Raw genomic sequence first — 17,429 nt, forward strand, 5'->3', positions numbered from 1 at the left:
GTCGAAGTAACTTTCACCAAGTTTCTTAATCCATGTAGCTGCATCATATATCTGCTGTAGAAAAAGCGGGTCTTTTCAAATTACGGAATTGAAAGCCTTGAATTGTAAAGCTTAGAGATTACGAGAATCTATTATTTAAAAAGGAGAATCTAACATGTCAAGTAATAAGAGCACTAAACAACATGCCTCTATTTTTCAGTTAGAAGGCCGCCCTGCAATGAAGGAAGCAATCCCTTTGGCTTTTCAGCATGTAATGGCCATGATAGTTGGATGCGTAACACCTGCAATTGTAGTAGCTGGAGTAGCTGGATTAAATACTCAGGATAAAGTTATCCTAATCCAGGCATCTCTTGTAATATCAGCAATCGCAACATTTATTCAGGTTTTCTCAATTGGTGGTTTTTTCGGATCACGTCTCCCGGTTATTCTTGGTATTAGCTTTGCCTATCTGCCAAGTTTAACGGCAATTGCTTCTGGATTTAATATGGCTACTATTTTCGGCGCCCAGATAGTTGGTGGTGTCTGTGCCATTCTATTTGGATTGTTTGTGGAAAAGCTGCGTAAATTCTTTCCACCTTTAATAACAGGAACCGTTGTATTTACCATCGGTCTCTCACTTTACCCTACAGCAATTAATTACATTGCAGGTGGTGCCGGCAGCCCTAATTATGGTTCATGGCAGAACTGGTTAGTGGGTTTACTTACTATGGCTATTGTTTTAGTTCTTAACCATTGGGGTAAAGGAATTGTAAAATTAGCTTCCCTATTAATAGGATTAATAATTGGTTATATTATATCAGCATTCTTTGGTATGATTAGTTTTGCTGACGTAGCCAATGCAGGTTATTTTCAAATACCCCAACCATTGCATTTTGGTGTGGAATTTGAAGTTTCCTCCATCATTACCATTGCTTTATTATTTATTATAAATTCTGTACAAGCTATAGGTGATTTTACTGCTACTACTTCCGGCGGACTGGATCGTCTTCCTACAGATAAGGAATTAAAAGGCGGAATCACAGGATATGGTCTTTTAAACATCCTGGGTGCATTCTTTGGCGGTATGCCAACTGCAACTTACAGCCAGAACGTTGGCATTGTTGCTACTACAAAGGTTGTAAACAGAGCTATATTTGGTATTGCTTCTGGTATCATTCTTGTTGCCGGATTAGTCCCTAAGTTTTCTGCTCTTTTAACTACAATTCCTTACTGTGTACTTGGCGGTGCTGTTATCGGTGTATTTGCCTCAATTACTATGACAGGTATGAAATTAATTGCAACTCAAGAATTAAATTACCGTAATACCTCTATTGTGGGACTTGCAGTTTCAATGGGTATTGGTATTACATTAGTTCCACAATCACTAGCATTATTCCCTGCATGGGTTACTACGGTATTTGGAAAGTCTCCAGTTGTTGTAGCAACCATTGTAGCAATCGTGCTCAACTTGGTGTTACCTGGTAAAGAGAAAGAAGATTCCGTTCAATCATAATCTGCTTTCTACATAATAATCTTGATTAGGCCCAAGTATGCTGGGTGCACACCCAAAAAAGAGCTATGCAATAATTGATTTAGCGCATAGCTCTTTCATGTTATAAAATCTCTTAGTAAGTCCAATGGTTATCCTCAACGACAACCTTACCCTTATCATCTAAACCTTGTATGGTTTTTCCTGAAGCACTTTCTTCATCTATTTTAGTAAAAAACAAACCATTATCTTTGGCAAGAGTGCATTCGTATGTTTTCCCTTTAGGTCCTGTAATTATAATTTTTCTTACATTAAGCTCGGGGTTACAAACTCCATAGATAAAAATTGTATCATTCCTATATACAGTATCTACATAGATTCCATTATTATTTAAAAAAAGACTCAGAACAGAATTTCCAGTAATAGCTAAGAATGACTTCCTCCAAGTGGAATCATCACGAGGTTCTAATTCCATAACTATAACCCCTTGATCTGTAAGAGTGCAGAATATACTCCTGTCATTATACTCTTTTTCAATCACTTCTATTATCGAAGCATTTTTCGTTTCTTCTTCGAATACATATTCTCTTGTATATTCCTTTTTAATGTTCTTTGGATTACCTAATATATAAGTAATTACAAGGTCTGCGATAAATATAGCAGAGATTACAATAATCATAAAAATTCTTGATATTTTATTTAACATTTCATTTTCCCACTTTAATAATTAGTATCATTAATCTTCATTTCTCTTATAATAAAATATATAAATTATACCAGACAGCATTATATAAATTATAATCGCAACAAAAGAATACACTTTATTTAAGTATAAATCATTTCCCATTCTATATGAGATTATAGAAAATCCAGTGGTAATCGGGTGCCAGTTTACTAGCTTACCATTTGAAATAAACACCCCTATTACTCCTACTATCATAGAAAATAAAGTCCCCCATATATATTTTCCTCTTGATTTTGAAAAAAAGAGAATTATTGGCAGCACACCTATATATGTACATACTTGCATAATAACAAGGGATGTAATTGCTTCAATAATTGTGTTCCTATTTATTCCCGAACATTGTAAGATAAAACCGGTACAAATTAATATAATAATGTTCAGTAAAGCAAGAAATAATGAATATATAAGCATTGTAATCATTTTTGCCTCTATTACCCTACTCCATTTAATTGGTACCACTAAAATATTCTTTTGTGTATCCTCTATCTGTTCTTTATTAATGATATACCCACCAATTAATGTAAGTGTAAAGGGCAGTATTATCGTTACATTGTTCCAGATATTCATATCTAATAAATTAGAAAAAAAAATTTTACCCTGGCTCTTGACAGTTTGTTGCATGATAGATATAACATGAGATAATACAATACTTATAATTCCTACACTAAGAATTTTTAATCTTTTTAATTTTTTTAATTCGCATCTAATAATTTGAAACATATCTCACCTTCTATATTTTCTGTTTTATATATATCAACATACTGGAAAATGCTGAAACTATAGCTGTTCCTGCCAATACAATGACTCCGGTACTTGCAGGATAATATAGTCTATCTATACCTTCCTGCAAAATAGATGTGTAATTCACAATTTGTAATGGATAAGTGATTCTATATGCAATTAAAAACGGCAAATGCAGATCAAGTAGTTTTAACATTGTCACCTGCCATAATAGTAGAAACTGAATAATAATAAAACAATTAACAAAAATCATTGATAGCAAATACCTTTTTCTAAAAATTACTATCACTAATAATATCGGCAAAGAAGCACTTATAGAGGCAATTGCTGTTAAAAGTAAAGCTGCAAATGTCCTTCCAACATAGCCGGAATCGTTTAAGAACATTCCTCCGATTAATGTATACAGACATGTAACAATATTAAATATAATTATTAAGAAAAGGGCTGTCACTAACTTTATTATATATATCTTCCACTTTTCTATTGTCGTTACCAGAATATTTTTCATCGTATCATTTTGCTCTTCAATCTGAAAAAGCAATAGTAATATTACTGAAAATAGACTAGGCGTTATCAGAAAGTTTCCAATCAAAATATTCAGGCCTACTAAACTTCTATATGGCAACTGATCCCTTATACATATTAATGTCCATAATACCGGCATAATCAGACCAAGAATGCAAATTATCCTTATTATTCTTTGTCGCTTGAGCTTTTTTAACTCATTAAAATATAATCTAAGCAATTCCTGTTCCCCCTGTCACCCTAATAAAATAGTCTTCCAGGCTTTCTTCATCAACATAAATTCTTTCTACTTTAATATTATTCAGAACCAGCGTTTTATTAAGCTCAGGTATAGATAATTGTTCCTCATAAATTCTTATTTCATTTTTTTTGACCACTTCAAATCTGTCTGTTTTATACTCTTTTTCTATTATTTCTTTTGCAACATCTATGTTAGAAACCATGAGCTGAATAAAATTCCTGCGCTTTTTCTGTAATTCCTCTCTACTTCCTTCATCTAACAATTTTCCCTGATCAATTATACCAATGTCATCAGCAAGCATTTCTATTTCTGAGAGAATATGACTGGATATTAATATGGTTTTTTCTCTTTTGTCACATAAATTTCTAATAAAGGTCCTAACCTCTGCAATACCAATAGGATCAAGTCCGTTTGTAGGCTCATCAAGAATTAACAAATCTGGAGAATGCATAATAGACAATGCAATCGCAAGTCTCTGCTTCATTCCCATAGAATATTGTGAAAATAACTTTTTATCATGATAAGGTAAGCCTACAAACTCCATCGCGTTTTTAATTACAATCTTATCATTTATCTTGCGTAACGTAGCAAATATTTCTAAATTTTCTGAACCAGTTAAGTTCGAATAAAATCCCGGAGATTCAATTAGGCTTCCAACCCTCGGAAGTATATCTTTTTTATGTAATCTAATATCTTTTCCCCATAAATAAGCATGTCCAGAAGTTGGCGTTAATAAATCTAGGAGCATTCTCATTGTAGTTGTTTTGCCTGCTCCATTCCTTCCCAGTAGTCCATATATCTTTCCTTTCTGTACATGAATATTTAAGTTATCAACACTTCTTTGATTACCATATAGTTTAGTTAAATCTTTAGTCTCAATTATTGATTCTTGCATTTTCAGCCTTCTTTCATTTCAATATATTTATATAATAATGTTACTCCTTAAATAGGAATTGTTGTTCCTCTTATTCCAATATTATAAATGTATTTTATACGGTGGGATGTTGAAATAACTACTTAATTATTTAAACCTAGTAGTAAGTAAAACTTGGTGAGTATCCATACATACTTTACGTACTACTGGTATATAACAAAAAAATTCAAAGACCTTTTACTTAGTGGCTAAAATTTCTTGTATTAAAAATCTAATAATAATTATATAAAAATAAATATTAGTTATATTTTTCTTCGAGAACTTCATTGTTGTTAAAAATTTAATCAACTACTTTTTCAATCCACTTCAGTGCTTTTTATAGATACCTTATTATGTTATTATAATAACATAATAAGGTATCTATGCGGGGTGGTGTTGAAATTACTATATATTATTGTAGAAACATAAAGTGTGATTTACTTACTAAAACATATCCTTGCTATATTAAAGTTGAAATAGTTCTAATTAAACCATATGTTAATCTTACAATTTATAGATAAAATTTAAGTATGGTATAAGATATAATCCAATTTGATTTCATATTGTTAAGAACCTTAAAGAATATGACTTAGATTTTTAGCTATTGAAAAGTTAACTCATTTTATATGCCTTAAAGTTTATTAAAATAAAAAAGATAGTATCCTTTCGGGTACTATCAAGTATTTTTACATTTTATACGGACATTTACTATACACTTAAACCGAATATGATCGATATTGTCCCTATATATCTTTAAAGATATTAATATATAATCCTTATAATTAAAAACCTACTACTTCCACTGGCTAAACAAAATAATAATAAAGCGCCACCCCATAAACCAACAAAAATCCCGGTATCCCAAGGCTTCCAATAGTCAGTGCCGTCAAACCGTTGGTACCAACTCCTAAAGCCAGTCCCAGTCCGTCTAAAATCATATTTACTATGTATATTCCTACTAAGCCAGCGAATACACGAAGGCCAAAGTTAACTAGCAAATCCATTCTTCTTTTGATTAATCCAATTGCTAAAAGTATTAAACATATTATAATAATTACTATAAATATTTTACTTTCCATACTGTCCTCCTATCAAAATTTTAGGCATATTTTTCTAATTACTGTAGTATATTCTAGTAAATCTTGGACTATACTATAAACAATAATAAATCTATTATTAGCTTATAGTAGTATAAGTAGAATGGAGTAAATATGAAGTTATTTTCAAAAAAGAAAAATCCAGAGGCCGAACTTTTGCTCAATGAAATTAAACGAACAAAAATTGCTTTAGAAGCGGCATATTCTAATTTTGAAAATGTTGTTGATCCGGACTTAATTGATTGTTACATTTACGAAGTAAATGCAGCTCAAAAAAGATACAAATTCCTTTTAAAACGAGCCAAAGAGTTAGACGCTCTCCTACCATGATATAATACAAACGAAGTGAAGAATTTGCAAGCTTGTTTGCAGATTTTCAGCATAGTGGCAAGTTCATGAACATTATGTCCATGATATAATAAACCCTTTCATTAAGAGAGCCTGAAACGAAAAGGACCTTACAATATTATCATTCAATACGAAAAGGCGAAGAATCTCATATCATATAGAAATTCTCCGCCTTTTTAGGAACTAGCCACCCGTTAATTAAAGCAAGGCATTTTGCGCTTTCCTTCCAATATTTATCCAGGGAACCAAAACGATTTATACTTCTTACTAAATCATGGTTCTCCATTACCAAAGCCACATTTCCATCTGCCGGTACCGCCTTTTGCCATCTTGTCAATCCTCCGGCTTCCAATACCTGCAAATTTAGGCGCAGGCACAATTTTCATGTTTGAAAAACTAACCTTTATACATTAATGCTTCAAAAGGCCTTAATCTGCCTGGTAAACTTAAACCATAATTAGATATGAGAACCTCTTTCTTATCTTCGTATTCCTTAGGCAGGTTATATTCCACTTCATCTGCATAAAAGTTACAAACTACTACTATTTTGGTATCTTTTAATGTTCTGACATATGCAAATATATTTTTGTCTTCAGGAAGCAACATTTCAAAATCCCCATATACAATTACTTCATTGTTTTTTCTTATTTCTATCAACTTTTTATAATAATTATAAATGGAGTCCGGATTACTTACCTGTTCTTTTGCATTTATCTCGGTAAAGTTTGGGTTTACCTCTATCCAAGGTGTACCGGTTGTAAATCCGCTATTTATCTCATCACTCCATTGCATGGGAGTTCTGGCATTATCTCTGCCTTTAGCATATATAGATTCCATAATTTCTTCATGGGTATATCCATTTTTTAATCTGTCCTTATACATATTAAGAGTTTCAATATCTTTATATTGATTGATATCTTTAAACTTAATATTGGTCATGCCTAATTCCTCTCCCTGATAGATATAAGGGGTTCCCTTAAGCCCATGCAGAAGTGTTGCCAACATTTTAGCACTTTCTACCCTGTATTCCTTGTCATTTCCCCATCTTGATACAATTCTTGGCACATCATGGTTGTTCCAGAACAGACTATTCCATCCGTCCTCATTAAAACAGTTCTGCCATTTATTAAAAACCTGTTTAAGAGAAATTAAATTCAGGGGCTGCAAATCCCATTTCTCTTTTCCCGGAATCTGATCCAACCCAATATGCTCGAATTGAAATACCATACTTAATTCACTGCCGTCTGGGTTAGAATACATTTTCGCTATTTCAGGAGTTGCACCCCAGCATTCGCCAACCGTTAACAAATCCTTACCACCAAAGGTATTCCTGTTCATTTCCCGGATATATTCATGGAGCATTGGACCGTTACCGGTAATTTTTTCATCCGGAACTTTACCAAGAAGCTCAATAACATCCATTCGAAATCCGCCGATACCTTTGTCAATCCAGAAATTCATACATTTCCAGATTTCTTCTCTGACTTTAGGGTTCTCCCAATTTAAATCCGGCTGTTTTTTACTAAATAAATGCAAATAATATTGTTCCGTTGCTTCATCCCATTCCCAGGCACTGCCGGAGAAAGTAGAGCCTAAATCATTAGGTTCATGGCCATCAACCGGATCTCTCCATATATAATAGTCCCTGTAAGGATTATCTTTTGATTTCCTTGACTGGGTAAACCATTTATGCTCATCTGAAGTATGATTGGCAACCAAGTCCATAAGAATTTTTATACCTCTTTCATTTGCTTCCTTTAAAAGAAGTTCCATATCTTCTAAAGTACCAAACTCATCCATAATATCCTCATAATCGCTGATATCATAGCCATTATCATCATTTGGGGACTTAAAAACGGGACTTAGCCAGATTACATCAATTCCCAGATTTTTTAGGTAATCCAATTTTTCAATAATGCCTTTCAGATCACCTATTCCATCCCCGTTGCTGTCATTAAAACTTCTTGGATATATCTGATATACAACTGAACTATGCCACCATTTTTTTACCATTTATACACCTCTAGCCTTTCTTTTTTTGTGTTTTTGCATACAACCTAAGCAAATTTTACCTAATCCCAATGGGATATAGACTCAATGGGAGCTATGCCCAACGGGCTCAATACACAATGGATTTTAGACTCCATACCATACTTTTTGCCTAACCTTGGCAGCTCAAAAGCCTTGTTAAGGATAACACAAGCTAAACTTCCAGCTTCTCAAGTTTAGCAAAAACTCTTAATAACTCACTGACACTCCAGGCCTGTGCAAAGCATCCCTGAGAAATCGTGGGGGTTTCTCCGTCATAAATTTCCGCAATCTGTCCGATACAACCTTCCCTCATACAAGGTTCTAAAGCTTCCAGCTGTTCTTTTACCCTTTTTACAGCTTCCGGTCTTTCATCATTTACTTTAAGATAGGCCAAATAATAAGCACCTAAAGGAAATGCCCATACTGTTCCCTGGTGATAAGCCATATCACGGTTAAAGAGTGAGCCTCCGTAAATGGCCTTAAAAGCCTTGTCATTCTTACTTAAGCTGCGAAGTCCATATGGTGTATATAAGGTTTCATATACCTTACTGACAACCAACCTCTCCTTTTCTTTATCCAATAGGGAAAAAGGCTGGGATACTGCCCATATTTGATTACAACGAATTTGATTATCCGCATCTTCTCCCGATACTAAATCCTTTAAGCAATTCTCTGATTCATTCCAGAATTTTTCTGAAAAGCTAACTCTTACTAACTCAGCAAGTTCTTCATACTGACTGTCTTCTTTGCCTAATAGTCTGGCAAACAGTCCCATGATTTTTAAGTCATTATACCAATAGGCATTGATTTCAACAGGTTTTCCATGTCTTGGGGTTGGTAAAATATCTTCAAACCGTACATCCATCCAGGTTACCTGTTCCAATCCGCTTCCCGCCATAATTAAACCGTCTGTATCCATTTTAATATGATAGTCCGTGCCTTGCTTATACCATTTTATAATATCCTCCATAATGGCGTATGCTTCCTCTACAAAGGCCAGATCATTACTTTCCAAATAATACTCATATACAGCACCAATAAAAAGCAGTGAGGCATCTACTGTGTTATACAAAGGGTCATTGCCGCCTTCCGGAAACATATTTGGCATTAAGCCTTTTTTACAATACTGCATAAAAGTACGGAATATACTTTTCACTTCCTCATACCGTTTTGTAGAAATACAGCAGCCTACCATGGATATCATAGTATCTCTTCCCCAATCAGCAAAGAATGGGTATCCTGCCATAAGGGTCTTTCCTTTGGTGGAGTCTCTGTTAACCAAAAATTGATCTGCGCTTTTAACTAATTGCTTACCTATTTCATTTTTTATTCCTGACTGCTTTACAAGACCTGTCAGTCTATTACTTTCATTCTCTATCATCTGCTCTATGGTAGCAGCAATAGAATCTGTACTATATATAATATCTAATACCTTTTCCTCATAAGCAGTTACGGTTACGGAAATATTATGATTGGATGCAGTCACACCGATTGCTTCCCGTCCATCTCTTGCATCGTAGCCATAATATAAATCTTTTGTATATTCTGTATTAGAAGTGGTAACTTTGCCATTGGTAAGATAATTTAACTTAATTCCATTACTGAATACTGCATTATTTTTATGTTCAAATATTTGATCTGTACTTAAAGTATCTCCTTTTGGAATAAATTGAAGCTGCGGTGTGATTGTTAATTTAACTTCCCGGTTCATGTCATTATGAATCACATAACGTATACCAATTGTATTCTCATCATAAGCCATTAATACAGTTTTCTTAATCTCAATTCCCTCTACCTGATATACCCAAACGGGATAATATTCAAACATAAATTGATTTAAATATCTATATCCCAGTTGGTTTTTAGCATGATTTACATATTCCTGACTGGATAAACTAAACTTTTCTTTATCCAATTCAATTACTTCATCCATTCTTGTAATTAAATGATACCTATGATTGGGGGCTACCGTACAAGCCATCAACAGTGCATGGTCATTGCGGCTGTTAGAACCAATCATTGTCAAAGAGGAATAACCTCCTAATCCATTTGTTATCAGATAACAATTTTCCTGGCCTCTGTCTAATGTCTTCCAATCATTTTTTCCATATATAAACTTCATTTCTTATACCCATTGCCTATCGCATCTGCTACAGATTTGATACTGCCACTTAAATTGTGGTTGAAAGAATCATTTCGTGGCATTCATCCTATTATTTATTTTCTTTCAACCTTTCAATGATGGGGCATGCTTTCCCATTTTTACTCCTGTTTCCGCCAACAACACAGAGTTTCCCCTTGTACTTTCATTTATTTCAATATAACAATTGAATACTTAGGCATTGATACCACGCCCTCTGACATTGTAACTGCATTTCCATCCACTGATAAGTATCCCCTGATATTTAAATCTATAAGACCCGCTTCTTTTAATGAAATGTTGGCCGGTTCTGTATTAATATTATAAAGGATTACAATTTCACTGCCCTTATACACCTTTTTAACTGCACTGATATCTTTTGTGCATAATTCTTCAATTACACTCATATCTCCTCTTGCAATCTCCGGATTCTCATTACGTATTCTCACAGCCCTTTTATAATAGTTATAAAGGGATAGAGGATCTTTCATTTGCTCATCTACAGGAGGAAACTTCTGTTCTACAGTGTCTGCATTATCCGGGGGAGTAGTAATTCCCTGGGTATCTGTAACGGACCACTGCATAGGCAGACGTTTATTTTCATCTTTGGTTCCCATGCTATTCATACCAATCTCTTCTCCATAATAGACATATGGGCTGCCATTCATAGTCAATAACATACCTGCTGACATTTTCATTTGATCTTCATCATTGACACATTGAGCAGATATTCTTGTGGTATCATGGTTACTAATAAAAGGAGCATCAATATACGCAGGATTACCCCTGCTATATTTCTCATATAAACTAAGCAAAGTTTTAGCAAAACTTTTACCGGAAGAAGCACCTAATTTTCTGGCTGCGTTTGTAATTAATCCATTATGCTGGGAAAGGGGGAAGTTAAATAAACTTGGGATTCCGCTTTCATAATAAGCTGCTATAGCCGCCTCTTCCTCCCAGACTTCCGCAACAATATAGGCATCCTCTTTCACACTTTTTACATAGTCTGTAAACCACTTAAGAACTTCAATATTTCTTTCTTTTTCACCGGAATAATATTCTTTTGCCGCATCCAGACGGAATCCATCCACACCAAGGTCAATCCAGAATTTAGCCATATTCTCAATTTCTTTTCTGACATTTTCATTTTCCAATGCCAAATCCGGCATCTGATCCCAAAAAACACCCTCATAGTACCAATCAGAGGTTCCTGCCTTATAATATGTCTTACTGCCATTGTAATCTTTCGTAAAATGATAGTATCCCACATAAGGGCATGTTTCTAAATCCGGTTCCTCTCCCTCTTTTAAACTTTCCAGATAAGAAACAGCTTCTATAAACCAGGGATGTTTTGAGGAGGTATGATTGAAAACAAAGTCAATAATTAAATGAATACCTCGTTTATGGCATTCTGAAACCAACTTTTTAAAATCCTCTAATGTTCCATACTGAGGATCAATATTGTAATAGTCCGTTACATCATATTTGTGATAGGTGGTGGAGGGCATAACAGGCATTAGCCAAATCCCGTTAAAGCCCAGATCTGAATCTGTTGCATCATTACCATCATTAATATAGTCTAATTTGGATATAACACCGTTAATGTCTCCAATGCCGTCACCGTTGCTGTCATAAAAAGAGTAAACGAATATTTCATAAAAATTGCGATAGTTATCATCGATTATATTTAAATCCTGTACGTAATCATAAGGAACAACCTCTGCCTTAGTATCGTCCTGTGACATTTCCACTTCCGGTGTGATTTCATCCTTCTTTTCCTTTTGGCTTTCCTCCTGACTTAAGTCAGGGGAATTATTTATGTCAGTTTTTTTACACCCACTTGCTGCCAAAACTACAATCATAAGACAGCTTATTAATAAAGTTCTCTTCCTCATACCAATCCTCCAGCTTTAATGACTTCCTTTTATAAAAAGAAGTACTGAAATGAGAGCTTTACAGTACTTCTTTCTACTTATTTTATTTTCTTCTTTCTCATCAATAGGAATGCTGCCGCTATCACCGCTGCTACAGTCAGTCCGATTGTTGCAAACACAATCACTTTATTGTTCTGTCCATCTTTAGACCTAGAAGTATTTGCTTCCTGTGTCTGCCCATTATCAGCGTTATCTTCAGGAGTGTCTGCTTTCTTATCCTCCTGTACCAATACCATTGTGGATATAGGCTCTACCGTAATAGTTCCTCCCTTTACGGTCTCAAGAATTTCTGTTCCGGCCTGCTGGCCTTTTACATAAACATTCCAATCTCCCTCTGGTATTGTAATGGCGGAAGTTTCTTTATTGGCATTATAGATAACACATAATGACTTTGCTGTTTCGCCATTCGGGGAATTATCTATAGTATAACCAACTACATTAGGCTCCAGGCCTTCTAAAAATTTGAGATTCTCCTGAATATCTGCTGTTTTTGTCATTCGAAGAGCACTATGGGCTTTTCTAAATGCAATGAGGCCCTTATAGTAGTTAAATACTTCTTTATTCTTAGTTAATGTATCCCACTTTAAACTATTTACAGAATCCGGTGAGTTGTAACTGTTATCAACAAAGGAAGTACCATCATCGGAAGGTTTACTTCTTAAGAATTCTTCACCTGCCTGGAAGAAAGGAATACCTTGGGATGTCAGTACAATAGCACCGGATAAAAGATTCATTTTAATCCGGTCTTCCTCTGAATCAGTTTCATTGGATATGGCTAGTTTATCCCAAAGAGTATTATTATCATGAGCAGATGCATAATTAATTGTCTGGGTTGGTTCTTTCGCCCACCAGGTATCAGAATAGTTAACTAAATCATAATCAATCTGGCTGTTTTCAGTAGAAGCCACTACACCAAATTTAATTGTCTCTTCCATTCCTGTTTTACCATTCACAAAGCCCTGGTCCATATCTTCAAAAACACTACCTTTAATACCATCCCTGATATCATCACTAAAGGCTCCTATATAAGCATCAAGAGAAGATACGTTGGCTTTTAATGCCTTCTCTTCATCAGGTAAAGGTGAACCACCTGCGGTCCAGCCTTCTCCGTATATCACTATGGTAGGATCCACCTCATTCAAGGCTTTTCTAACTTCGTTCATAGTTTGAATATCATGAATACCCATTAAATCAAAGCGAAAACCATCAACATGATATTCCTTTGCCCAATATACTACGGAGTCAACAATGTATTTACGCACCATGGCACGTTCGGAAGCAGTTTCATTGCCACAAGCAGAAGCATTTGAAAAGGTACCGTCTTCATTCATTCTATAGTAATAATTCGGAACCACTTTATTTAAGTTAGAATCCACACTTGATGAAGTATGATTATAAACCACATCCATAATTACACGTATTCCGTTTTTATGTAAGGATTGAACCATCTGTTTATATTCATTAATTCTTACTTCACCATGCTCCGGATCTGTGGAATAGGAACCCTCTGGTACATTATAGTTCTCCGGGTCATATCCCCAGTTAAATTGATTATCTTCCGGTTTTGATTCATCCACACTGGCATAATCAAAAGAAGGAAGCAAGTGTACATGAGTAATACCTAAGTCAACCAGATAATCCATACCTGTTTTTTCGCCAGTGGAGGACTTAGTACCAGTTTCCGTAAATGCTAAATATTTTCCCTTGTTCTGCATCCCTGAACTTTTATCGATGGAAAAATCTCTTATATGCAATTCGTAAATAATAGAATCCGTGGGACTAACCAATGCTGGTTTCTCATCCTGTAAGAATCCATCTGGATCGGTTGAATCTAAATCAATAACCATTCCCCGCTTTCCATTTACGCCTGCTGCTCTGGCATAAGGGTCTACTGCCTCTTTCGTCACACCATCTACAGTAACGGAATAGGTATAGTAAACGCCGTCTAAATCTCCTGGTTTCTCAGTAACCCAAGTCCCCTTTACATCTTTGGTCATTGCTATATTTTCAATATTATTATCTCCTGATCCCTCAGAATATAAATTAAGTACTACATCTGAGGCGGTTGGAGCCCAAAGACGAAATGCCGTCTTGTCTTTAGACCAGATTGCTCCAAGGTCATTTCCTTCATAAGTGAAGGCTTCTTCAAATTCAGCAGTTGAGAATACCTTAGTATTAGAGATAGACATTTCACCATACCCCTCAAATGCCAGTGTGTAGTTTTTTAACAAATCCAGCTCAGTGGACATGGTAACCCTTGCCCCTAATGCTTCTTTTCCTTTTTCCGATGAAATCTTATTAATGGCATAGGTCTTGCCATCAGCATCTTTTACTGTTATTTTTGATTTAATATCCGCTGCCGTACTGTCAAAGGCAGTGGATACTTTAAAGTCAATTGTAGTAGAATTTTCAATTGCTGCTTCCTTAATTTTGGGTGCCAAACTCATATCCTCCTGGGTATAGCCAAACTCTATCTCGTCCTGAACAACATAAATGTCAATTATGCCATTCTTTGCTTTTTTAATATCTATAAATCTGTCACTCTCCACATCTTTCATATCCCATTCATTGGTACTGGTAGAATGACGTACAATAAATCCAACCTGAGTGGTGTCATCTTCAACAGCCAGGGTATAGGTTGCTACCTTGCCAAATTTATCTTCTCCGGTAAATTCATAGGCGGCACCTTCTTTGCCATCAAGCCAGGACCAAATATTCCAGCCCTCATAATCTTCGCCGGATCGATGATAATGGACATTAATTGTCAACTCCTGCGCCGCCTTTACAAGGTAAGCCGGCTGGTAAGAACCCAGAATTGTAAAAACTATAAGGATAATTGCTGTGAATAGTGCCTTAATTCTTTTATGCATTTAAAATCCCCCTCTACTGTGCTAGTGGCCATAAGAAGATTTAACCCTTTACCGCACCTGATACACCTTCTACGTAGAATCTTTGTATAATTAAGAAGAGAATTGCAATTGGAATGGATATTAATACACAGCCTGCAAAGAACTGAGTATAATAATATTCAACAAACTCTTTCTCTAACATGGTCCATAAACCAATGGCAATGGTATAGTATTTTCTATCCTGACCAAGAATAACTTTTGCAAAAATGTAATCTACCCAAGGTGCCATAAAAGAATTCAAAATAGTTATTACAATAATGGGCTTTGATAAAGGTATTGTGATTTTACGAAATACATCCCATTTCGTTGCTCCATCAATAAATGCAGCTTCGTCAATGGTTTTGGGTATAGTATCAAAAAAACCTTTTGCCACAAGGAAACCTAACCCTGCACCACCCGAATATACCATGACCAGTGCTACTAATTTAAGAGGTCCTGCTTCCAGCATACCAAACCCCTTTAATATAAAGTAAATCGCATACATGGACATAAATCCAGGGAACATTCCTAAAATCATGGCAATATTTAAAAATTTCTTACGCATTTTAAACCTTAATCTTGACATAACATAGGACACACATAATACAAAAAATGCAGAGAAAAGGCAGGTAAAAATAGCTACAATCAGAGTATTGGTAAACCATCTGCCAAATGTTAAACTGCTTGCTTGGTCAAAAAGCTTTTTGTAATTATCCAGTGTATAAGCTCTGGGGAAAATATAGCTTTTATATTGTCCGGCTTCTTTACGAAATGAAGTTAATATTACAAAGAAGATAGGTAAAACCCATATAAATCCAAGAATGGATAAAAACACATGAACAATCGTATTGGTAATAAATTGTCTCATTTTCATAGAAGTTTTTTGTCTCTTCATTATTGGAATGCCTCCTCATCTTTATAAGAACCCGTATGACGATAGGTTAATAATGTTAAAGTTGCCATTATAATAAATACCAAAATACTGATAACGGCACCAAGGTTGTAGTCTTTATTTGTAATTGTCAGTTTATATAACCAGGTAACTAACAAATCTGTTTTTCCAGCATAATAGTAATCAATCGCTTCAGGACCGCCTCCTGACAACAGGAATATAACGTTAAAGTTATTAATATTACCAGCAAAAGCGGTAATTAAAGTTGGTGTAGTAACAAACAACATATAAGGTAACGTAATTTTAAAATAAGTAACAAAAGCATTGGCACCATCTACTTTTGCCGCTTCATACAATTCTTTCGGTATGTTCTGTAAAATGCCTGTGGTTGTTAGCATAGTAAAAGGTACGCCAATCCAAATATTAATACAGATAATTGTTATCTTAGCCAGTGTGGGATCTGTAAAAAATGGTATGGACTGAGTGGCACCGATTACTCCAATGCTTCGTAGCATAACATTAACAGGACCATTGGCATTAAAAATTGTTCTCATGGTAAGTAAAGATACAAATTGAGGCACTGCAATAGACAATACAAAGATAAATCTCCAGAACCCTTTAAATCTGGTACCTTTACGATTAATAAGCATCGCTAATAGCATTCCTAAAATATAACAGGAAAAGGTAGCAAAAATTGCCCAAATAAATGTCCAGCTAAGAACCGGCCAAAATGTACTGGATAATTTACTGCCTTTTGCAAACATGGCTATAAAATTATCAAATCCTACCCAGCCAAATAAATTACCCGGCGGCTGATGATTTCTATCATAGCTTGTAAATGCTATTAAAGCCATAAAAACCAGGGGAACTATAGTAAAGCATAATATTCCTATAATTGGGGCAAATAATAAAGTCTTGTGAAGATTTTGTTCTAGTAAAGAGCTCAGATCATCTTTAAATGTTGGAACAGGTTTTCCCTGTTCTGCTTTTTTCTGATTATCATATGCACTCTTTACAGAGGTTCTTAAAAACAAAATAAAGCCAAGAGTTAGAAATATGGTAATTACACCATATAGCAGGCACAACATGGAATTATCCCCTGTTACATACTCATAAATCTGCTTCGCTTCATTAAAAACCTCCTCCTGTACTTTAGTTCCTAATGTTATAAAGTTTTTAATTGAATCTAAACCAAAACTTATCATGTAATAAATATAAGCAATTTCCACGGACAACATAATTATTCCGCGGATAATCTGTTTATGAAGAAGATTGCCTAAACCAAATATTACTGCAGACAGTTTAGTAATTCCATTTCCTTGTATAAAAGCAGTTCCAAATCCTACATCACGTATTGAAGTATTCATTTTAGAACTCTTTTTCTTTTTGCCAGCCATAATCCAACTCCTTTTCTTAAGATAGAAGGGGAGCTGCAGGTTATTGGCAGCCTCCCCCATTTACAATAT

General features: G+C 34.9%; 14 protein-coding genes. 2 read left to right on the forward strand and 12 right to left on the reverse strand.

Annotation, left to right across the window (positions count from 1 at the left end):
* The first annotated feature begins 154 nt into the window (after positions 1-154).
* Positions 155-1,492 carry a uracil-xanthine permease family protein gene (locus BM183_RS11285; protein WP_091686991.1) on the forward strand — a complete coding sequence of 446 codons (1,338 nt, stop codon included), beginning with the start codon at positions 155-157 and terminating at the stop codon, positions 1,490-1,492.
* A gap of 112 nt (positions 1,493-1,604) precedes the next feature.
* Here BM183_RS11285 and BM183_RS11290 read toward each other — a convergent pair whose 3' ends face one another.
* From BM183_RS11290 to BM183_RS11310, 5 genes are all read right to left on the reverse strand, one after another.
* Complete coding sequence (locus tag BM183_RS11290; protein ID WP_091686992.1) at positions 1,605-2,174, reverse strand: hypothetical protein; 570 nt, start codon at positions 2,172-2,174, stop codon at positions 1,605-1,607.
* A gap of 30 nt (positions 2,175-2,204) precedes the next feature.
* Complete coding sequence (locus BM183_RS11295) at positions 2,205-2,933, reverse strand: ABC transporter permease (protein ID WP_091686993.1); 729 nt, start codon at positions 2,931-2,933, stop codon at positions 2,205-2,207.
* Positions 2,934-2,943: 10 nt separating this feature from the next.
* A complete protein-coding gene (locus BM183_RS11300) occupies positions 2,944-3,699 on the reverse strand; it encodes an ABC transporter permease (protein WP_091686994.1) in 756 nt (251 codons plus the stop codon).
* Positions 3,692-4,615, reverse strand: coding sequence for an ABC transporter ATP-binding protein (locus tag BM183_RS11305; RefSeq protein ID WP_091686995.1), 924 nt, complete (start codon positions 4,613-4,615; stop codon positions 3,692-3,694). The genes BM183_RS11300 and BM183_RS11305 overlap by 8 nt, the downstream gene beginning before the upstream one ends.
* Positions 4,616-5,439: 824 nt before the next feature.
* On the reverse strand, positions 5,440-5,712 hold the full coding sequence (locus BM183_RS11310; RefSeq protein ID WP_091686996.1) for a pro-sigmaK processing inhibitor BofA family protein: 273 nt from the start codon (positions 5,710-5,712) through the stop codon (positions 5,440-5,442).
* A 132-nt stretch (positions 5,713-5,844) separates the two neighbouring features.
* Here BM183_RS11310 and BM183_RS11315 point away from each other — a divergent pair, with 132 nt between their 5' ends.
* Positions 5,845-6,060, forward strand: a complete 216-nt coding sequence (locus tag BM183_RS11315; RefSeq protein ID WP_091686997.1) for a YaaL family protein — start codon at positions 5,845-5,847, stop codon at positions 6,058-6,060.
* 166 nt (positions 6,061-6,226) lie between these two features.
* On the opposite strand, the gene BM183_RS11320 is transcribed toward BM183_RS11315, so the two are convergent.
* The 7 genes from BM183_RS11320 to BM183_RS11350 form a co-directional block, all read right to left on the reverse strand.
* Positions 6,227-6,415 (reverse strand): alpha-amylase family glycosyl hydrolase, encoded by a 189-nt coding sequence (locus BM183_RS11320; protein WP_091686998.1) that lies wholly within the window; start codon positions 6,413-6,415, stop codon positions 6,227-6,229.
* A gap of 59 nt (positions 6,416-6,474) precedes the next feature.
* Entirely contained in the window at positions 6,475-8,091 is a 1,617-nt protein-coding gene (locus BM183_RS11325) for a glycoside hydrolase family 13 protein (RefSeq protein WP_091686999.1), read from the reverse strand.
* A gap of 190 nt (positions 8,092-8,281) precedes the next feature.
* Complete coding sequence (locus tag BM183_RS11330; protein WP_091687000.1) at positions 8,282-10,231, reverse strand: amylo-alpha-1,6-glucosidase; 1,950 nt, start codon at positions 10,229-10,231, stop codon at positions 8,282-8,284.
* A 188-nt stretch (positions 10,232-10,419) separates the two neighbouring features.
* Positions 10,420-12,144 carry an alpha-amylase family glycosyl hydrolase gene (locus BM183_RS11335; protein WP_091687001.1) on the reverse strand — a complete coding sequence of 575 codons (1,725 nt, stop codon included), beginning with the start codon at positions 12,142-12,144 and terminating at the stop codon, positions 10,420-10,422.
* Between the two features lie 77 nt (positions 12,145-12,221).
* Entirely contained in the window at positions 12,222-15,053 is a 2,832-nt protein-coding gene (gene pulA, locus BM183_RS11340; RefSeq protein WP_091687002.1) for a type I pullulanase, read from the reverse strand.
* A 40-nt stretch (positions 15,054-15,093) separates the two neighbouring features.
* Positions 15,094-15,966 carry a sugar ABC transporter permease gene (locus BM183_RS11345; protein WP_091687003.1) on the reverse strand — a complete coding sequence of 291 codons (873 nt, stop codon included), beginning with the start codon at positions 15,964-15,966 and terminating at the stop codon, positions 15,094-15,096.
* Positions 15,966-17,360, reverse strand: coding sequence for a carbohydrate ABC transporter permease (locus tag BM183_RS11350; RefSeq protein ID WP_091687004.1), 1,395 nt, complete (start codon positions 17,358-17,360; stop codon positions 15,966-15,968). The genes BM183_RS11345 and BM183_RS11350 overlap by 1 nt, the downstream gene beginning before the upstream one ends.
* Positions 17,361-17,429 lie beyond the last annotated feature (69 nt).

Source organism: Anaerocolumna aminovalerica, assembly GCF_900115365.1.
Taxonomy (GTDB): Bacteria; Bacillota; Clostridia; order Lachnospirales; family Lachnospiraceae; genus Anaerocolumna; species Anaerocolumna aminovalerica.